General features: G+C 63.5%; 18 protein-coding genes and 1 tRNA gene. 14 read left to right on the plus strand and 5 right to left on the minus strand.

Going from position 1 to position 17997, the window contains the following annotated elements:
- The first annotated feature begins 5 nt into the window (after positions 1–5).
- Positions 6–1145 carry an outer membrane protein assembly factor BamC gene (gene bamC / locus GH660_RS07145; RefSeq protein ID WP_153145951.1) on the plus strand — a complete coding sequence of 380 codons (1140 nt, stop codon included), beginning with the start codon at positions 6–8 and terminating at the stop codon, positions 1143–1145.
- Positions 1142–1909, plus strand: coding sequence for an MBL fold metallo-hydrolase (locus GH660_RS07150; RefSeq protein WP_228276394.1), 768 nt, complete (start codon positions 1142–1144; stop codon positions 1907–1909). Before bamC ends, GH660_RS07150 begins: the two co-directional genes overlap by 4 nt.
- 52 nt (positions 1910–1961) lie before the next feature.
- Here the strand turns inward: GH660_RS07150 and GH660_RS07155 are convergent, their stop codons facing one another.
- Positions 1962–2261 (minus strand): hypothetical protein, encoded by a 300-nt coding sequence (locus tag GH660_RS07155; RefSeq protein WP_153145952.1) that lies wholly within the window; start codon positions 2259–2261, stop codon positions 1962–1964.
- Between the two features lie 131 nt (positions 2262–2392).
- Positions 2393–2869, minus strand: a complete 477-nt coding sequence (locus tag GH660_RS07160) for a hypothetical protein (protein WP_153145953.1) — start codon at positions 2867–2869, stop codon at positions 2393–2395.
- A 51-nt stretch (positions 2870–2920) separates the two neighbouring features.
- Between GH660_RS07160 and rlmD the strand changes: the two genes are divergently transcribed.
- Positions 2921–4219 carry a 23S rRNA (uracil(1939)-C(5))-methyltransferase RlmD gene (gene rlmD / locus GH660_RS07165; protein ID WP_153145954.1) on the plus strand — a complete coding sequence of 433 codons (1299 nt, stop codon included), beginning with the start codon at positions 2921–2923 and terminating at the stop codon, positions 4217–4219.
- Positions 4220–4270: 51 nt separating this feature from the next.
- On the opposite strand, the gene GH660_RS07170 is transcribed toward rlmD, so the two are convergent.
- Positions 4271–4963, minus strand: a complete 693-nt coding sequence (locus GH660_RS07170) for a Bax inhibitor-1/YccA family protein (RefSeq protein WP_153145955.1) — start codon at positions 4961–4963, stop codon at positions 4271–4273.
- A 127-nt stretch (positions 4964–5090) separates the two neighbouring features.
- On the opposite strand from GH660_RS07170, the gene GH660_RS07175 reads away from it, so the two are divergent.
- Positions 5091–5178 (plus strand) — tRNA-Ser (locus GH660_RS07175).
- A gap of 17 nt (positions 5179–5195) precedes the next feature.
- Here the strand turns inward: GH660_RS07175 and queD are convergent.
- A complete protein-coding gene (gene queD, locus GH660_RS07180) occupies positions 5196–5651 on the minus strand; it encodes a 6-carboxytetrahydropterin synthase QueD (RefSeq protein ID WP_153145956.1) in 456 nt (151 codons plus the stop codon).
- Positions 5652–5695: 44 nt separating this feature from the next.
- Here queD and GH660_RS07185 point away from each other — a divergent pair, with 44 nt between their 5' ends.
- Entirely contained in the window at positions 5696–6532 is an 837-nt protein-coding gene (locus GH660_RS07185) for a radical SAM protein (protein ID WP_153145957.1), read from the plus strand.
- Between the two features lie 39 nt (positions 6533–6571).
- Here GH660_RS07185 and GH660_RS07190 read toward each other — a convergent pair whose 3' ends face one another.
- Entirely contained in the window at positions 6572–6877 is a 306-nt protein-coding gene (locus tag GH660_RS07190; RefSeq protein ID WP_153146206.1) for a DNA-binding transcriptional regulator, read from the minus strand.
- 270 nt (positions 6878–7147) lie between these two features.
- Here GH660_RS07190 and GH660_RS07195 point away from each other — a divergent pair, with 270 nt between their 5' ends.
- The 9 genes from GH660_RS07195 to GH660_RS07235 all read left to right on the plus strand — a co-directional run bounded on the left by GH660_RS07195 (position 7148) and on the right by GH660_RS07235 (position 17934).
- On the plus strand, positions 7148–7594 hold the full coding sequence (locus GH660_RS07195) for a CBS domain-containing protein (RefSeq protein WP_153145958.1): 447 nt from the start codon (positions 7148–7150) through the stop codon (positions 7592–7594).
- A gap of 154 nt (positions 7595–7748) precedes the next feature.
- Positions 7749–8849: a chorismate synthase gene (gene aroC / locus GH660_RS07200; RefSeq protein ID WP_153145959.1), complete on the plus strand. Its 1101-nt coding sequence runs from the start codon at positions 7749–7751 to the stop codon at positions 8847–8849.
- Positions 8850–8904: 55 nt separating this feature from the next.
- Positions 8905–9171: a YdcH family protein gene (locus GH660_RS07205; protein ID WP_153145960.1), complete on the plus strand. Its 267-nt coding sequence runs from the start codon at positions 8905–8907 to the stop codon at positions 9169–9171.
- Between the two features lie 41 nt (positions 9172–9212).
- Entirely contained in the window at positions 9213–10400 is a 1188-nt protein-coding gene (locus GH660_RS07210) for an MFS transporter (RefSeq protein WP_153145961.1), read from the plus strand.
- Positions 10401–10432: 32 nt separating this feature from the next.
- Entirely contained in the window at positions 10433–11839 is a 1407-nt protein-coding gene (leuC, locus tag GH660_RS07215; protein ID WP_153145962.1) for a 3-isopropylmalate dehydratase large subunit, read from the plus strand.
- A 10-nt stretch (positions 11840–11849) separates the two neighbouring features.
- A complete protein-coding gene (gene leuD, locus GH660_RS07220; RefSeq protein ID WP_153145963.1) occupies positions 11850–12488 on the plus strand; it encodes a 3-isopropylmalate dehydratase small subunit in 639 nt (212 codons plus the stop codon).
- A gap of 12 nt (positions 12489–12500) precedes the next feature.
- The gene (leuB, locus tag GH660_RS07225; RefSeq protein WP_153145964.1) at positions 12501–13556 is read left to right on the plus strand and encodes a 3-isopropylmalate dehydrogenase; all 1056 of its coding nucleotides are present in this window, start codon (positions 12501–12503) and stop codon (positions 13554–13556) included.
- A 51-nt stretch (positions 13557–13607) separates the two neighbouring features.
- Positions 13608–14741, plus strand: coding sequence for an aspartate-semialdehyde dehydrogenase (gene asd / locus GH660_RS07230; RefSeq protein WP_153145965.1), 1134 nt, complete (start codon positions 13608–13610; stop codon positions 14739–14741).
- Positions 14742–14910: 169 nt separating this feature from the next.
- Entirely contained in the window at positions 14911–17934 is a 3024-nt protein-coding gene (locus tag GH660_RS07235; RefSeq protein ID WP_194266246.1) for a FimV/HubP family polar landmark protein, read from the plus strand.
- Positions 17935–17997: the final 63 nt, after the last annotated feature.

The following is a 17997-nucleotide window of genomic DNA, read 5'->3' on the forward strand; positions in this document are numbered from 1 at the left end:
CAAACATGAATTATCGGCTTTCCAGCCTCACGCTGGCGTTGTTGGCGGTGACCGTCGCCGCTTGCAGCAGCATCAGCGATGTCATTCCGGATTCGAAAAAGGTCGAATACAAGTCGGCCGGCAAGGTGCCGACTCTGGAGGTGCCTCCCGATCTGTCGCAGATCGCGCGCGACGACCGCTATGCGGTTCCCGACGCGGCGGGCAAGGGCAGCGCGACCTTCTCGGCCTACAGCGCCGATCGCACGCCGGCGGCCCAAGCCCAGAATGCGACGGTTCTGCCCAAGGTGGACAAGGTGCGCGTCGAGCGTTCCGGCAACCAGCGCTGGCTGGTCGTTACGGCATCGGCCGACCAGTTGTGGGGGCCGGTCAAGGACTTCTGGCAGGAGACCGGTTTCATCATCGTCGTCGAGCGGCCGGATGCCGGCGTGATGGAAACCGATTGGGCCGAAGACCGCGCCAAGATCGGCGGCGACATCATCCGCAACACGATCGGCAAGTTCCTCGATTCGCTCTACTCGACGGGTGAGCGCGACAAGTTCCGCACCCGCTTCGAGCCGGGCGCCGAGCCGGGAACCACCGACATCTTCATCAGCCATCGCGGCATGGAGGAGGTTTATACCTCGTCGGCCAAGGACGATACGCGCTGGCAACCGCGCCCGCCGGATCCGGAACTCGAAGCCGAAATGCTGCGCCGCCTGATGGTCCGCCTCGGCTCGGAGAACCAGCGCGCCGCAACCAGCGTCGCCGCAGCCAAGGCCGAGCCGCGTGCCAAGCTGGCATCGAACAACGACGGCACCGGGACGCTGGAAGTCTATGAGCGTTTCGACCGTGCCTGGCGACGGGTCGGTCTGGCGCTGGATCGGGTCGGTTTCACCGTCGAGGACAGGGATCGTTCGAAGGGACTGTATTTCGTCCGCTATGTCGACCCCGAGCGCGATACCAAGAAGACCGACACCGGTTGGTTGAGCAAGCTGAATTTCTGGAAGAGTTCCGATCCGGTGGTCGATGCCAAGGCGCAGTATCGCATCTACGTCAGCGAGTCCGGCGCGAACAGCACGGTCCAGGTTCTCTCCAGCGAAGGCGGGACGGACAAGTCGGAAACGGCCAAGAAGATCCTTGCACTGCTCTACCAGCAGTTGCAGTGATCCGCTTCGCGTCGCTCGGTAGCGGCAGCGCGGGCAACGCGCTGCTGGTCGAGAGCGGCGCCACCTGCCTGATGGTTGATTGCGGCTTCGGGCAGCGCGAGACGCTCCGGCGTCTCGCCCGCGTCGGACGGTCACCCGAAGATTTGTCCGGCATCCTGGTTACCCATGAACATGGTGACCATGTTGGTGGTGTTTTCCCCTTTGCCCGGCGCTACGGCCTGCCCGTCTGGTTGAGCTATGGGACGTTGATGGCTTGTGAAGCTGCCGCACGGGGTGTCGATGTGCGCATTGTCGACAGCTGTCGGCGGTTCCATGTTGACGCGCTCGAAATACAACCCTTCCCCGTGCCGCACGATGCGCGCGAGCCGCTCCAGTTCGTCTTCTCGGACGGGCTCCGGCACCTCGGGCTGCTGACCGATGCCGGTGAGGTTACCCCGCATATCCGCGATGTTCTTTCGGGCGTCGACGCCCTGATTCTGGAATGCAACCACGATGCGGCCCTGCTGGCGGCATCGAATTATCCGGTGTCGCTGCAGCGGCGGATCGCCGGACGTTTCGGCCATCTGGAAAACAGCGTGGCGGCCGATCTCCTGCGGGCTATCGACTGCAGCAGGTTGCAGCATCTGGTAGCGGTGCACCTGAGCGAGAGTAACAATCGTCCTGATTTGGCGCTGCGGGCGCTGGCCTCGGCGGTCGATGGCGTCGACCTGCGGGTCGCCGTGGCCTGCCAGGCGGAAGGTTTCTCCTGGCGACAGATCGATTGAGGGTGAACGAAAAAGCGGGGCCGCAGCCCCGCTTTTGCTGAAGCCCGAAGAATTACTTCTTGGCTTCCATGCCGGCCATGCCAGCTTGCGGAGCGGCAACGCCAGCCTGGCCGGCTTCGCTCTTGGCTTCCATGCCGGCCATGCCAGCTTGCGGAGCAGCCATGCCGGCCATGCCAGCCTGCTCGGCGGGCTTGGCAGCTTCCATGCCGGCCATGCCAGCTTGCGGGGCGGCCGGGGCCGGAGCGGCGGCAGCAGGGGCGGGAGTCGGAGCGGCAGCCTTCGGCTCTTCCTTCTTGCCACAGGCGGTCAGGGCAACGGCAAGCAGGGCAGCAACGAGAATGGACTTATTCATGGGATTTCCTTATCGACAAGTAGAAAAAGTGCAGCCAGAAAAATTCGATGGCCGATAGGCCAATCACTTTTAATTATATCAATTTTTGATTGCGACGCTCGAAATGCTGCGCCGCAAGAAGGACTCGCAGTTCACAAACCGAGCGTTGTCGTGCTGACCGGCGTGCCGCCTTCGGCCCATATCTCGTCGAATCGCCGACGATAAGGCATCACTTCGTCGCTTTCGTCGAGCAGCAGTTTGCATCTCGGCTGATTGCGATCGAAGCGGATCAGTGCATGTGCATCGTCGACCAGGATCATCGAGTCGCGCAGGTGAGCCAGGTGTTCCGGCGTTTGTTGCACCGCGCTATTGTGGCTGTAGGTGGTCAGCAGTTCCTGGAGGATGGGGTGGCGTTGCTGCAACGGCATCGCGTCGCGCAAGGCGATGCGCAGGCAGTCGGCGCGCACCGTGGATAGCGCGGCCTTGAGCATGGCGATCCGTTCGGGGGTTTCGAGGTGCAGATGCCCGAGGTCCTCGTCGTAAATGCAGATTCGCTTGCGGGCGAGCGCCAGAATGCGATCTATCGCGGTCTGGTAGTCGGGCCAGGAGGTAAATAGTTCGCGGGACATGGCCTGTAGTTTAGACCATTGTTAAAATTCGCGCTTTTTCCGGAGCAGTTCATGCCGATCGGGGTTATCGAATCGCTGGATCATGAAGCCCGTGGCATCGCCCGTCTCGAAGGCAAGACGATATTCGTGGACGGCGCCTTGCCAGGCGAAACCGTCGAGTATGCGAGCTTCCGGAGAAAGTCCAGTTACGAACTGGCGCACCTGGTCAGCGTGCTCTCCGGCTCGCCGGCGCGGGTGAAGCCGCGCTGCGAACATTTCGGCATTTGCGGCGGGTGCGTCATGCAGCATCTCGACCCGATGGCCCAGGTCGCGGCAAAGCAGCGGGTACTCGAAGACAGCCTCTGGCACATCGGCCGTCTGCGCCCCGGACAGATGCTGGCGCCGATCCATGGCGAGCCCTGGGGCTATCGTCACCGTGCCCGCCTCGGCGTGCGCAAGGTGCCGAAGAAGGGCGGGATGCTGATCGGTTTCCACGAAAGGCGCAGCAGCTACATTGCCGACATGCGCTCGTGTGCGGTGTTGCCGCCACATGTCTCGGACCTGCTGTTGCCGTTGCGCGAGCTTTTCGCTGCGCTGTCGGTAGCCGAACGCCTGCCCCAGGTAGAAGTGGCTGTTGGCGAGCAGGGTACCGCACTGGTCCTGCGCATACTCGAACCGCTGAATGCGCGCGACGAGGATTTGTTGCGCCAGTTCGCGGACCGACATCGCATCGTCTTCTATCTCCAGCCCAAGGGGCCGGATACCGCCTATCGCTTTCATCCCTTGCCAGGGCCACGACTGTCATACACCTTGCCGGAATTCGGCCTGGAGCTCGACTTCCGGCCGACCGACTTCACCCAGGTCAACCACGCGGTCAACCGCGTCCTGGTGCGACGCGCCCTGCGGCTGCTCGATGCGCAGCCGGGGGAGCGGATCGCCGATCTCTTCTGCGGGCTTGGCAACTTTACCTTACCGATTGCCCGCTCCGGCGCCACGGTGGTCGGGGTCGAGGGGAGTCCGGCGCTGGTCGAACGCGGTCGGCAAAGCGCTGCCGCCAACGGGCTCGCCGACCGTGTCGAATTCGCCGTTGCCAACCTCTTCGAATGCACGACAGCGTCGCTGGCGGCGCTTGGGCGCTTCGACAGGATGTTGATCGACCCGCCGCGCGAGGGCGCGATCGAGGTGGTCAAGGCCCTCGGCGAGGATGGTCCGCGGCGGATCGTCTATGTCTCGTGCAATCCGGCCACGCTGGCGCGCGATGCCCAGGTGCTGGTCGCCGTCAAGGGTTATGGCTTCACGGCTGCCGGGGTGGTCAACATGTTCCCCCACACCGGGCACGTCGAATCGATCGCCGTCTTCGACAAGGCATGAAAAAGGGCGGCCATAGCCGCCCTCTCCTGCAGTGAATCAGTGTTGTAGGGGTCAGTCGCGTTCGCCGGTGAAGGCCATGATCAGCTGCAGCAGGCTGACAAACACGTTGTAGATGTCGAGATAGACCGCCAGGGTCGCCGAAATGTAATTGGTTTCGCCGCCCTGAACGATGCGGCTGATGTCATAAAGAATGTAGGCCGAAAAGAGCGCGACGACGACGGCGGCGATGGTCAGCGACAGGGCCGGAATCTGGAAGAAGATGTTGGCGACGGCGGCGAGCAGCACGACGATCATGCCGATGAACAGGAACTTGCCCATCCCCGAGAAGTCGTGCTTGCTGACGGTTGCGACAGTGGCCATGGTCAGGAAGATGGCGCCGGTGCCGCCGGCAGCCAGACCGATCATCGAACCGCCGTTGGAGAAACCGAGGGCGACCTGCAGGATGCGAGACAACATCAGGCCCATGAAGAACGTGAAGCCGAGCAGAAGGGCGACTCCCAGGCCGCTGTTCTTGTTCTTTTCAATGCCCCACATGAAGCCCCAGGCGATGCCCAGGAACAGCATGAAGGCCATGAACGGGCTGCCGGCCAGGAAGCTGAACTGCATCTGGATGCCGACCAGCGCGCCGAGCACCGTCGGGATCATCGACAGGCCGAGCAGCAGATAGGTGTTGCGCAGGACGCGGTTTTGCTGGAACGCAAGTTCCCGGGAGCCTTGGCCGGCGATATTGAAGTCAGTTTGCATGCGAATTCTCGTTTTCCATTGTTGATACAGCGACTAAGACTAATCGACGGGGCACAAAGTTTCAACCGAATGTTGCCGCCATGCGGCAGGTGAGCGCGCATCGCGCTGTGCTAGAATTCGCGCCCTTGGGGCTGTGGCAGAGCGGTTGAATGCACCGGTCTTGAAAACCGGCGTGCCGAAAGGCATCGTGAGTTCGAATCTCACCGGCCCCGCCAATTCCTTCCGGTTGCGTTCAGTCCGTGCCGGTCGGTCTCACCGCATCGGCCCAGCAGTTGGGGGTTTCGTACAGGCGCACGCGCTCCAGGCGCAGATGGTTGCCGTAGGTATCGCGGTAGACCTCGTTCAGGCGGTCGAACGCGATCCGCGCAAGGTTCTCGGCGGTCGGCACGCGGTCGAGAACGACCGTCTTGTGGTCCGGCAGCGAGTCGAGGAAGTCGATCACAGCGCGATCGCCGGCAAAGGCGAGGAAGGCATGGTCCCACGCGTCCACCAGGTGCGCCTTGGCCAGATCCTTGACCAGCGAAAAATCCATGACCATGCCGTTGGCGGCGTCGCCGGCCTTGTCGATGATGTTGCCCGACAGCGAGACTTCGATGACGTAGCGGTGGCCGTGCAGATGGCGGCACTGGCTGCGATGGTCGGGGATGCGGTGGCCCGCGTCGAATTCGAGGCGGCGGGTGATCAACATGGCGGATTCGTCCGTTAGGCGGTCGCGGATTATACAATGGACCCATGCTGACAATCGAAGACCACCGGCGCGACAGCGCCGGGCTGCGCTATGTATATCCCGTGATCTCCCGCCGGGCGGGCGGTGTGTCCGTGGGCATCAACCTGAACGTCAACAATGCCTGCAACTGGGCCTGCGTCTATTGCCAGGTCGACGGCCTGACGCGGGGTGGGCCGCCGCCCATCGATCTTGACCTCCTCGAACGGGAATTGGCGGGTTTTCTGGACGATGCGCTGCATGGCGACTTCATGGCGCGCGAAGTGCCGGCCGAGGCGCGGCGCCTGATGGACGTGGCCTTTTCCGGCAATGGCGAGCCGACGAGCGCCTTCGAGTTTCCCGATGCGGTGCGGCGCGTGCGGGGCGTTCTGGAAAACTTTGGACTGGCCGGGACGCTGCCGGTGCGCCTGATTACCAACGGCAGCCTGCTGCAACGCCCGGCGGTGCAGGAAGGCATCCGCGTGCTTGGCGAACTGGGCGGCGAGGTGTGGTTCAAGGTCGACCGGGCGACGGCGGCCGACGTCATGGCGATCAACGGTGTGCCGCTGGAGGCCGAAAAGGTGCGGCGCAACCTTGAGTCATGTGCCAGCCTGGCGACCACCTGGGTGCAGACCTGCTGGTTCGCCCTGGATGGACAGGCGCCCGACGCCGTTGCGCGGGATGCCTATTGCGGCTTGCTGAAACCGCTGGCGGAGCGTCTGGCCGGCATTCATCTCTATGGCCTGGCGCGGCCATCGCAGCAACCGGCGGCGCCCCGCCTGCAGCGCTTGGCGATCACGGCGCTGGAAGACTTCGCCGAAGAAATCCAAAAAAAAACAGGCATCCGGGTACTGGTTTCCCCGTGATGCCTGCTGCTGCGGTCGACGGCCTTTTCAGGCCGATTTTCACGCGGCCTTCTTGCCCTTGCTGCGCGCCGACTTCTTGAGCGACTTGTAGAGTTCCGGTTCCTGCGCCTTTAGGTACTCGATGACATCCCAGTCCTCACGCTTGATCGCCTTGATGTCGATCTGCTCGACATGCACCAGGCGCAGCAGTTCGCGCACCGGTTTGGGCATATTGCGGCCGCTTTCATAGCGTGAACCACCGCTCTGCGTCACACCGAGGGTGGACCAGAATTGTTGCTGGTTGAGGCCGAGTTTGCGCCGGATTTCGCGGGCGTCGATTTTTTCGATGGTTTTTACAGTTGTCATCATCTACTCTCCATTCGCCAGATTTCTGGACTTACCCAAGCATCCTAGCGATTTATGACTTAGGTAATATAACGAATTGTATAACTCGTTATGACATAAGACAAGTGCCAATGCCATAAGTTTCTCCGGAATCGGAAGTGCGCTCCGTCAGCAGTTTCGTGCCCCGGATTTTCGCCAGGCGGACCGGATCGCAATGCCCGGCGCTTCCCCAATCGGGCCGGATGCTCTAACATCCCGAGACCAATAATCGACACCATCCGGAGAGGCATCATGAAGGTCAGGGAGATCATCCAACTCAAGGGCGGCACGTTGTACACCACGACGCCGCAGCAGCTCCTCGCGAAGGCCATCGATACCATGGCGGAACTCGACGTCGGCTCGCTGGTGGTCATGGAGTCCGGCAGAATGGCCGGCATGCTGACCTTCCGCGAGGTGCTGCAGGCGATGCGGCAGCACGACGCCTGTCCGGTCGGCGTGACGGTGGGCGACGTGATGGTCAGGAACCCGGTGACGGCATTCCCGGAAATGGAAGCCAACGACCTGCGTCGCCTGATGATCGAAAAGCATTCGCGCTACCTGCCGGTGATCGATGGTGACACGCTGCTCGGCGTGATTTCCTTTCTCGACGTCGCCAAGGCCGTTCTCGAAGAACAGAGCTTCGAGAACAAGATGCTCAAGAACTACATCAAGAACTGGCCTGACGAGCCGCAGGCCTGACCGGGTTCAGGCGGGAAAGGGCGGCTGCGGCCGCCCTTGTGCTTTATGGCGGGCGTCGTCCCGATGGTCGTGGCCGGTTGCGGTCGACCGCCCGGATGAGGGCTTTTTGCCCGCCATGATAAACTTCCGCATTAACTTTTGACTGTCATTCCCCATGTCCGGCAATACTTTTGGCACCCTGTTTACCGTCACTTCATTCGGCGAATCCCACGGTCCGGCAATCGGCTGTGTCGTCGATGGCTGCCCGCCCGGACTGGCCCTTTGCGAAGCCGATATCCAGTCCGAACTGGATCGCCGCAAGCCGGGCACCTCGCGCCACGTGACGCAGCGCCGCGAGCCGGATGCCGTCGAGATCCTCTCCGGTGTTTTCGAGGGCAAGACCACGGGAACGCCGATCGCGTTGCTGATCCGCAACCAGGATCAGCGCAGCAAGGATTACGGCAATATCGCCGAGACCTTCCGGCCCGGCCATGCCGACTATACCTACACCCAGAAATACGGATTCCGCGACTACCGCGGCGGCGGCCGCTCCTCGGCGCGCGAGACGGCGGTGCGCGTGGCGGCCGGGGCGATCGCCCGCAAGTGGCTGAACGAACGTTACGGCGTCAGCATCCGCGGCTGGATGAGCGCGCTCGGACCGATCGAGATTCCCTTCGTTGCGGCCGACGACATCGACGGCAACGCTTTTTTCGCGCCGAACGCCGGGCTGGTGCCTGAACTGGAAAACTACATGGACAGCCTGCGCAAGTCGCTCGATTCCGTCGGCGCCCGGATCACCGTCATCGCGACCGGCGTTCCACCGGGCTGGGGCGAGCCGGTGTACGACCGTCTGGATGCCGAAATCGCCTACGCGATGATGGGCATCAACGCGGTCAAGGGGGTCGAGGTCGGCGCCGGTTTCGCGTCCGTCGCGCAGAAGGGTAGCGAACACGGCGACGAGATGACGCCGCAGGGGTTCGTCAGCAACCACGCCGGCGGCATCCTCGGCGGGATTTCCACCGGCCAGGACATCGTCGTCAACATGGCGATCAAGCCGACGTCGTCGATCGCCCAGCCCCGCCGCTCTGTCGACATCCAGGGCAATCCCATCGAGGTGGCGACCCAGGGCCGGCACGACCCGTGCGTCGGCATCCGCGCCACGCCCATCGCCGAAGCCATGCTGGCGCTGGTGCTGATGGACCATGCGCTGCGCCACCGGGCGCAATGCGGCGATGTCGTCTGCCGGACGCCGCGCATCCCGGGAAAAATCGCGTAAAATCTGGAGCTTTTTGCCGCTCGTCGAGCGAAAATGTCGTCACAGGGAGAGTTTCATGCAAGTCGATCACCACGATCTCCATCACGATTTTCCGGAATTTGCCGACGCGATTCACGCGCTGAAAGCCGGTAACGCCCACTTCGCCAGGCTTTATGGCAGCTACCATCGCCTGACCGGCAAGGTCGAGGACCTTGAGGAAAACGACATGCCGGTGGCCGATTTCACCATCGAAGACATGAAGAAACAGCGCGTCAAGCTCAAGGACGAGCTCTATCACATGCTGCTGGCCTTCCGCGCCGGCCAGCAGGCCGCACGCGCCTGACCGGCGTCCCGGCCCGACGGTGCATCCGGTAAAATCGCCGGATGCACGTTCTGCCTTACTGGCGCCTCTCGGGCTATTACTTTTTCTATTTCGCCTTCATTGGCGCCTTCTCGCCCTATTTCGGGCTCTATCTTCAATCCCTGAATTTTTCCGCCTGGGACATCGGCCTCCTGATGTCGCAGATGCAGTTGATGCGCCTCTTCGGCCCCAACCTGTGGGGCTGGCTGGCCGATCGCTTCGGGCGGCGCATGGCCATCGTCCGCCTGGCGGCCGTCGCCGGACTGGCCGGCTTCACCGCGTTTTTCTGGCTCGACCGGTTGGGCGGCATGCTGATCGCGATGGCGGTCATCGCCTTTTTCTGGAGCGCGGCACTGCCGCTGGTCGAGACCCTGACCTTCGATCACCTGCGCGAGGAGCGCGGGCGCTACAGCCGCATCCGTCTGTGGGGATCGATCGGCTTCATCGTCGCCGTGCTCGGTACTGGCGCCGTGCTCGACGTGCTGCCGCTCAACGGCGTGCTCTGGGTGTGCTGGGGCATCCTGGCCGGCATCCTGGCGCTGGCCGTCGTCCTGCCCGACACGCCGGCGGTGACGCATGCCCATGACAGCCTGCCGGTCACCGCGATACTGCGCCAGCCGCATGTCCGGGCGCTGCTGGCCGCCTGCTTCGCCATGTCGGCCGCCCACGGCGCGCTCTACGTCTTCTATTCGATCCACCTTGCCGACTACGGCTATGGCACGGCCGAAGTCGGCGGCCTGTGGTCGCTCGGCGTGCTGGCGGAAATCGTCGTCTTCATGCTGATGGCGCGGCTGACGCGGCGCTATTCGCTGCGCCGCCTGCTGCTGGCGAGCTTCGCCGCTGCCGTGCTGCGCTTCCTGCTGATCGGCTGGGGCGTCGAGTCGCTGCCGGCCGTGGTGCTGGCGCAACTGATGCACGGGCTCACCTTCGGGGCCTATCACGCCGCGGCCATCGCCGCCGTCAATCTCTGGTTTCCCGGGCGGGCGCAGGGGCGGGGGCAGGCGCTCTATTCGAGCATCTCGTTCGGCGCCGGCGGTCTGCTCGGCGGGTTGATCAGCGGCTGGACGTGGGACGCCATCGGCGCCGGCTGGACCTTCACCCTCGCCTCGGCCTTCGCCTTGGCCGGCTTTTTCCTGGTCTGGCGCTGGGTGCGCGAGGCGGTTGCGGTCGACGCGTCCGACGGGGCAAAAACCGCCGATCCTGTGCCATAATTTATTGCTTTACGGCCCATTCGAAGCGTTCAATGCCGAAGACACTTTACGACAAACTCTGGGAGAACCACGTCGTCCATCAGGAAGCTGATGGCACGGCGCTTCTCTATATCGACCGTCACCTGGTGCACGAAGTGACCAGCCCGCAGGCCTTCGAGGGCCTCAAGCTGGCCGGCCGCAAGGCGTGGCGCATTTCGTCCATCGTCGCCACGGCCGACCACAACACGCCGACCGACCACTGGGACGAAGGCATCAAGGATCCGGTTTCCCGCCAGCAGGTCGAGACGCTCGACGCCAACATTCGCGAAGTCGGTGCCTTGGCCTATTTCCCGTTCAAGGATCCGAAGCAGGGCATCGTCCATGTCGTCGGTCCGGAAAACGGCGCGACCCTGCCGGGGATGACCGTCGTCTGCGGCGACTCGCACACCTCGACGCACGGCGCCTTCGCCTGTCTGGCGCATGGAATTGGCACCTCGGAGGTCGAGCATGTGCTGGCCACCCAGTGCCTGCTGCAGAAGAAGTCGAAGACCATGCTGATCTCGGTCGATGGCAAGCTCGGCAAGGGCGTCACCGCAAAGGACGTCGCGCTGGCCATCATCGGCACCATCGGCACGGCCGGCGGCACCGGCTACGCCATTGAGTTCGGCGGCAGTGCGATTCGCGGCCTGTCCATGGAAGGCCGCATGACCCTGTGTAACATGGCCATCGAAGGCGGTGCACGCATGGGCTTCGTTGCGGTCGACGACACCACGATCAATTATTTGCAGGGCCGTCCGTTCTCGCCGAAGGGCGAAATCTGGGACAAGGCCGTCGCCTACTGGCGGACGCTGCATTCCGATGCCGGTGCGCAGTTCGACCGCGTCGTCACGCTCAAGGCCGAGGATATCCGGCCGCAGGTGACCTGGGGCACGTCGCCGGAAATGGTCGTTGCCATCGACGCCGTCGTGCCCGACCCGGCTCGGCAGGCCGATCCGGTCAAGCGCGAGGGCATGGAGCGCGCCCTGCAGTACATGGGCCTGAACCCGAATACGCCGATCAAGCAGATCGCCATCGACAAGGTATTCATCGGATCGTGCACCAACTCGCGCATCGAGGATTTGCGCGAAGCGGCTGCGGTGCTCAAGGGCCGCCATGTCGCGTCCAACGTCAAGCTGGCGCTCGCCGTGCCGGGTTCGGGTCTGGTCAAGCGCCAGGCCGAGGCGGAAGGACTGGACAAGGTGTTCGTCGCCGCCGGATTCGAATGGCGCGAACCGGGTTGTTCGATGTGTCTGGCGATGAACGCCGACCGCCTGGAGCCGGGCGAGCGTTGCGCCTCGACCTCGAACCGCAATTTCGAGGGGCGCCAGGGACCGGGTGGAAGGACGCATCTGGTCAGTCCGGCGATGGCGGCGGCGGCGGCGATCGCCGGGCGCTTCGCCGATGTGCGTGACGTTCTCTGAGGATCGGGACATGGATAAATTCATTCGCCTTGAGGGCCTGGTGGCCCCGCTCGATCGCAGCAACGTCGATACCGACGCGATCATTCCCAAGCAGTTCCTGAAGTCCATCAAGCGTTCCGGCTTCGGCCCGAACGCCTTCGACGAATGGCGCTACATGGATGTCGGCCAGCCCGGGCAGGACAGTTCAAATCGTCCGAAGAACCCGAATTTCGTGCTGAATCAACCGCGCTATCAGGGCGCCGAGGTGCTACTGACGCGCGCCAACTTCGGTTGCGGCAGTTCGCGCGAACACGCCCCGTGGGCACTGCTGGATTTCGGTTTCAGGGCCATCATCGCCGAGTCGTTCGCCGATATCTTCTTCAACAACTGCTTCAAGAACGGCATCCTGCCGATCGTGCTGCCGGCTGCCGAGGTCGAGGCGCTGTTCCAGCAGGTCGAGGCGACGCCCGGCTACAAACTGGTCGTCGATCTGCCGGCACAGGCCGTCGTGCGTCCGGACGGCCACGGCATCCCGTTCCAGATCGACGCCTTCCGCAAGGAATGCCTGCTGAACGGCTGGGACGACATCGGCCTGACCCTGCGCCATGCCGAAAAGATCAAGGAATTCGAAGAAAGACGCCGCATCGACCAGCCCTGGCTGTTCGCGTAACGAGGAGAGAGCATGAAGATTTGTGTCCTGCCGGGTGACGGCATTGGTCCCGAGATCACCGCCGAGGCGGTGCGCGTCCTCCGGGCGCTCGATCTCAAGTTCGAGATGGAAGAGGCGCTGCTCGGCGGCGCTGCGGTCGACGCGACCGGCGAACCCTATCCCGAAGCGACCCGGAAGCTGGCGCGCGAGGCAGACGCCGTGCTGCTCGGCGCCGTCGGCGGTCCGCAGTGGGATGGCCTGCCGCGCGAGCAGCGGCCGGAGCGCGGCCTGCTCGGCATCCGCAAGGATCTTAACCTGTTCGCCAACCTGCGTCCGGCCATCCTCTACCCTGAACTGGCCAATGCCTCGACGCTGAAGGCGGAAGTCGTCGCCGGGCTGGACATCCTGATCGTCCGCGAACTGACCGGCGACATCTACTTCGGTCAGCCGCGCGGCGTGCGCGAGGAAAACGGCGAGCGCGTCGGCTTCAACACCATGGTCTATAGCGAGTCGGAAATCCGCCGCATCGGCCATGTTGCCTTCCAGGCGGCGCAGAAGCGCAACAAGAGGCTGTGCTCGGTCGACAAGATGAACGTGCTCGAATGCACCCAGCTCTGGCGCGACGTGATGATCGAGATCGCCCACGACTACCCGGATGTCGAACTCAGCCACATGCTGGTCGACAATGCCGCGATGCAACTGGTCAAGGCGCCGAAGCAGTTCGACGTGATGGTTACCGGCAACATGTTCGGCGACATCCTGTCCGATGAGGCCTCGATGCTCACCGGTTCGATCGGCATGCTGCCGTCGGCGTCGCTCGACGACAAGAATAAGGGCCTCTACGAGCCGTCGCATGGCTCGGCACCGGACATCGCCGGCAAGGGCGTGGCCAATCCGCTGGCCACCATCCTGTCGGCGGCGATGATGCTGCGCTACACCTTCGGGCTGGAAGAGCAGGCACTGCGTGTCGAAAATGCGGTCAAAAAAGTCTTGGCGCAAGGCTATCGTACCGGCGACATCTATGAGCGCGGTACCAACAAGGTCGGGACGAAGGAAATGGGCGACGCCGTGCTGGCGGCGCTGGCGTAAACCGAACGGCGGTTTCGGGCGTTATTCAAAGATTAATTCGGAGAGAGAGTCATGAAAAAGGTTGGTCTGGTCGGTTGGCGTGGCATGGTCGGTTCCGTGCTGATGCAGCGCATGGTCGAGGAGGGCGATTTCGCCCATATCGATCCGGTGTATTTTTCCACCTCGGCAGCTGGCGGCAAGGCGCCGGCGTTCGGCGGCAAGGAAGCCTCGCTGCCGCTGCAGAACGCCTCGGATATCGAGGCGCTGAAGGCCTGTGAAATCGTCATCACCTGCCAGGGTGGCGACTACACCAAGGAAGTCTTCCCCAAGCTGCGCGCCGCCGGTTGGAACGGCCACTGGATCGACGCCGCCTCGGCGCTGCGCATGGCCGACAACGCCGTGATCATCCTCGACCCGGTCAACATGAACGTGATCAAGGATGCGCTGGCCAAGGGCGGCAAGAACTGGATCGGCGGCAACTGCACGGTCTCGCTGATGCTGATGGGCCTCGGTGGCCTGTTCCAGAACGACCTGATCGAATGGGCCACGTCGATGACTTATCAGGCCGCTTCCGGCGCCGGCGCGCAGAACATGCGCGAGCTGATTTCCCAGATGGGCGCCATCCATTCGTCGGTGGCCGACCTGCTGGCGGACCCGGCTTCGGCGATCCTCGACATCGACCGCAAGGTCGCCGAGACGATCCGTTCCGATGCCTTCCCGAAGAAGAACTTCCGCAACACCCCGCTCGCCGGTTCGCTGATTCCATGGATCGATGTGCCGGTCGAGAATGGCCAGTCCAAGGAGGAATGGAAGGGCGGTGCCGAATGCAACAAGATCCTCGGTCGTCCGGCCTTCCGCGCGCCGGGTTCGATCCCGATCGACGGCCTGTGCGTGCGCATCGGCGCCATGCGCTGCCACAGCCAGGCGCTGACCATTAAGCTGAAGAAGGACGTGCCTCTCGACGAGATCAGCGACATGCTGGCCAAGGCCAACCAATGGGCCAAGGTCGTGCCCAATGACCGCGAGATCTCGGAGCGCGAACTGACCCCGGCCGCCGTCACCGGTACGCTGACCGTGCCGGTCGGCCGTCTACACAAGATGGCCATGGGGCCGGAGTATCTGGCCGCCTTTACCTGCGGCGATCAGTTGCTGTGGGGCGCGGCCGAGCCGCTGCGCCGCATGCTGCGCATCCTGCTCGACGCGTGATCGTCGAAATTGCCCGATAAAAATCCGGGGCTGCGGCCCCGGATTTTTTATGTTGGAAATATGCCAAAAGTTGCTGTTTAGAACCCGGATTAGCTTGCATTGCTAAGTGCATGATGTTAATTTGAAAGTCCCGAATTCGACGCTCAGGATGGGTGGCGCCGTGACAGATATGACCAAAACAAACTTCAAGAAACGCGCAGGGGCTTTGGCCGTTGCTTCCTGCCTCTCGTTTGCCCCCTGGCTGGCCGAGGCCGCCGGACTGGGCAAGATTACCGTGCTCTCGGGGCTCGGCCAGCCATTGCGCGCCGAAATCGAGATCAATGCTTCGAAGGCCGAATTGGCTGCGATGTCGGCGCGACTCGCGCCGCAATCCGCGTTCCGCGAGGCCGGTATCGACTATGCGTCGGCGCTCTATGATCTGCGCTTCGCCATCGACAAGCGGAGCAATGGCACCCCCGTGCTGAAGATCACTTCCGGCAAGCCGGTGAACGATCCCTTCATGGATATACTCGTCGAACTGAACTGGCCGGCTGGCCCTGTCATTCGCGAATACACCTTCCTGCTCGATCCGCCGGAAGTGGCCGCCAGGGCGGCGGGGCGTCCGGTTTCCACGGCGGAAGCCCGGGTCGTCGAAACTGTCCGTGGCGGTGGTGCGGCAGCGGCGGCGACGCCTGCCGCAAGGTCCGATGCGCCGAAGTCGGCAGCGCCGATGCCGAGAACGATTGCGGAACCGAAGAAATCCTCCGAAGCGGGAACGCATGTCGTCCAGCCGGGCGAAACCTTGCGCAAGATCGCGGGGGAAACCAAGTACGACGGCGTCTCGCTGGAGCAGATGCTGATCGGCCTGTTCCAGAAGAATCCCGACGCCTTCATCGGCGACAACATCAATCGTCTCAAGGCTGGCGCCATCCTCAACGTTCCCGACAAGGCGACCGTGGCCGCGGTGCCGCCAGCCGAGGCCAAGAAGGTCTACGTTGCGCAGGCCGCCGACTGGAACGCCTACCGTCAGAAACTGGCCGTAGCAGCCGGCAAGGGCCAGGCGAAGCAGGACGAGGCGGCCCAGGCTGCTTCGGGCAAGATAACTGCGCGCGTCGAAGACAAGGCTGCGCCGGCGGAGCAGGCCAAGGATCAGGTCAAGGTTTCCCGTGCCGACCTGCAGGCCAAGGGGGCGGCTGGTGGCAAGGCGGCGGCGGTTGAGGAGGAACTGATCGCCAAGGACCGTGCCCTGAAGGAAGCGCAGGATCGCCTGGCGATCCTGGAAAAGAATGTCGTCGAGCTGCAGAAGCTGGTCGACATGAAGACTCAGCGTCTCGCCGAACTGCAGCAGCAGGCAGCTGCCAACAAAGAGGCAGTCAAGCCGGCGACGCCAGCCGAGCCGCCGAAACCGGCAGCGCCGGTCGAGCCGCCGAAGGCAGCTGAAGCGGCGCCGGTCGTCGAGGCGCCGAAGGCAGTAGAGCCCGCTAAGCCTGTCGAGCCGCCGAAGGCGGCGGAAGAGCCCAAGCCGGTCGAAGCATCCAAGCCGGCCGAGGCGCCCAAGGCACCGGAGGTGGCGAAGAAGGCGGCACCGGCACCCGAACCCGAGTCGGGCTTCGACCCCTTGCCGTTGCTTGCTGGTGGTGGTCTGGTTGCCCTTCTGGCGGGTTATTTCTTCGCCCGCCGGCGGCGTAACGAACCTGAGCCGGCGCTCACCGCCGCCGAGCCCGGACCGTCGAGTCTGGGGCCGAATTCGGTGTTCAGGATGACTGGTGGCCAGAGCGTGGACACCGGTAACGTACCGTTGCAGACCGGCGAATTCAGCCAGACGGGCCCGGGCACGATCGACACCGACGAAGTCGACCCGGTTGCCGAGGCCGACGTCTACATGGCGTACGGCCGGGATGCCCAGGCCGAGGAAATCCTGATCGAGGCCTTGCGCAAGGATCCGCATCGCACGGCGATTCACGCCAAACTGCTTGAAATCTATTCCAATCGGAAGAGCGTCAAGCAATTCGATACGCTGGCCAGCGAACTCTATGCGCAGACCGGCGGCGTTGGCCCCGAATGGGAAAAGGTCGCAGCCATGGGGGCTGCGCTCGATCCCGAAAATCCCCTTTATTCCGGCGCACGTCCGGCCGCGACGCCCGAAGGCGAAGCGCCTCAGGTGGCCGCGCCGGTCGAGGCCGGCCGGGCGACGATGGTCCTGCCCGGTACGCTTGGCGTGATGGCGGCAGCTGCGGTCGAGGAGCCACTCGTCGTGCCCCAGCTGCCGATGGAGGAGGTGGCTCAGGCACCGGCAGTCGCGCAGGAAGCCGATTTTTCGGAAACGATGATCAGTGGCGACGTCAAGGCGCTGGATTTCGATCTGGGCATCGAGCAGCAAACGGCGCCGCAGCCGGAACCGACCCAGGTGCAGGCGCCGGAGATGGTTGCCGCGCTGCCGGAAATCGAGGCGCTCGATTTCGATCTCGGCGCGCCGCCGGCGGAGCCATTTGCCGCGACCGAAGTGAATCCGCAGTTGGCGGCCAGCGATACGCTGATTGTGGGCAATGCCGATGTCGCCAACGATTTTTCGCAATCCTTCATCGGTCTCGAGGCGACCACGGTTCAGCCGGGCGCTCTGGCGCAGCCGGAGGCCGGCCAGATCGATTTCGAACTGGATACCGCTGCCCAGGCAGTCGAAACCGTGGTCAATCCGGTGGCGATGCAGGGAACTATGAGCGGCGAGTATGGCAGCGACACCATCGTCAATCCGCAGATCCAGGGTACCTTGCCCGGGGACCAACTGGCGGAAACCATGGTCAATCCGACCCTGGTCAACGAGCAGCCGGGCGGCGAGCTGACGGTGACCGACGGCATGGCCGGGATGGCTGTCGGTTTCGATGCGCCCAGCGAAGAGGATTTCGACGTCAAGCTCAGCGAATCGGTCTTCATCGGGCAGCCGATGCCGGTTCCCGAATTCGACATGACCTCGATCAATCTGGATCTCGCCAGCGATACGCCGGAGCCGACCCAGGTCGTCAGCCTGTCCGGCGGCGACGGCCAGGGTGGCGGGCAGTTCAGCGAGGAAGTCGGCACCAAGCTGGCGCTGGCCAAGGCCTACGAGGAAATGGGCGACCATGCCCAGGCGCGCGAACTGCTGGAAGAAGTGATTGCCGAAGGCAGTGGCGACGTGGTCGACCAGGCGAGGGAGATCATCGGTCGCCTGCGCGGTTAAAATTCGCTTTTAACGCTTGGCACATGGCCCCCGCGTGGGGTCATGTGCATTTCTGGGGCCGGC

Origin of the sequence: Dechloromonas sp. H13 (assembly GCF_009469615.1) — a bacterium.
In the GTDB taxonomy this organism is placed as follows: Bacteria; Pseudomonadota; Gammaproteobacteria; order Burkholderiales; family Rhodocyclaceae; genus Azonexus.

What these genes read in the sequence shown, in the direction of transcription:
- bamC (WP_153145951.1), top strand. Translation starts at nt 6, where the DNA reads ATGAATTATCGGCTTTCCAGCCTCACGCTGGCGTTGTTGGCGGTGACC.
- GH660_RS07155 (WP_153145952.1), bottom strand. Translation starts at nt 2,261, where the DNA reads ATGAATAAGTCCATTCTCGTTGCTGCCCTGCTTGCCGTTGCCCTGACC.
- GH660_RS07160 (WP_153145953.1), bottom strand. Translation starts at nt 2,869, where the DNA reads ATGTCCCGCGAACTATTTACCTCCTGGCCCGACTACCAGACCGCGATA.
- rlmD (WP_153145954.1), top strand. Translation starts at nt 2,921, where the DNA reads ATGCCGATCGGGGTTATCGAATCGCTGGATCATGAAGCCCGTGGCATC.
- GH660_RS07170 (WP_153145955.1), bottom strand. Translation starts at nt 4,963, where the DNA reads ATGCAAACTGACTTCAATATCGCCGGCCAAGGCTCCCGGGAACTTGCG.
- queD (WP_153145956.1), bottom strand. Translation starts at nt 5,651, where the DNA reads ATGTTGATCACCCGCCGCCTCGAATTCGACGCGGGCCACCGCATCCCC.
- GH660_RS07185 (WP_153145957.1), top strand. Translation starts at nt 5,696, where the DNA reads ATGCTGACAATCGAAGACCACCGGCGCGACAGCGCCGGGCTGCGCTAT.
- GH660_RS07190 (WP_153146206.1), bottom strand. Translation starts at nt 6,877, where the DNA reads ATGACAACTGTAAAAACCATCGAAAAAATCGACGCCCGCGAAATCCGG.
- GH660_RS07195 (WP_153145958.1), top strand. Translation starts at nt 7,148, where the DNA reads ATGAAGGTCAGGGAGATCATCCAACTCAAGGGCGGCACGTTGTACACC.
- aroC (WP_153145959.1), top strand. Translation starts at nt 7,749, where the DNA reads ATGTCCGGCAATACTTTTGGCACCCTGTTTACCGTCACTTCATTCGGC.
- GH660_RS07205 (WP_153145960.1), top strand. Translation starts at nt 8,905, where the DNA reads ATGCAAGTCGATCACCACGATCTCCATCACGATTTTCCGGAATTTGCC.
- GH660_RS07210 (WP_153145961.1), top strand. Translation starts at nt 9,213, where the DNA reads ATGCACGTTCTGCCTTACTGGCGCCTCTCGGGCTATTACTTTTTCTAT.
- leuC (WP_153145962.1), top strand. Translation starts at nt 10,433, where the DNA reads ATGCCGAAGACACTTTACGACAAACTCTGGGAGAACCACGTCGTCCAT.
- leuD (WP_153145963.1), top strand. Translation starts at nt 11,850, where the DNA reads ATGGATAAATTCATTCGCCTTGAGGGCCTGGTGGCCCCGCTCGATCGC.
- leuB (WP_153145964.1), top strand. Translation starts at nt 12,501, where the DNA reads ATGAAGATTTGTGTCCTGCCGGGTGACGGCATTGGTCCCGAGATCACC.
- asd (WP_153145965.1), top strand. Translation starts at nt 13,608, where the DNA reads ATGAAAAAGGTTGGTCTGGTCGGTTGGCGTGGCATGGTCGGTTCCGTG.
- GH660_RS07235 (WP_194266246.1), top strand. Translation starts at nt 14,911, where the DNA reads ATGACCAAAACAAACTTCAAGAAACGCGCAGGGGCTTTGGCCGTTGCT.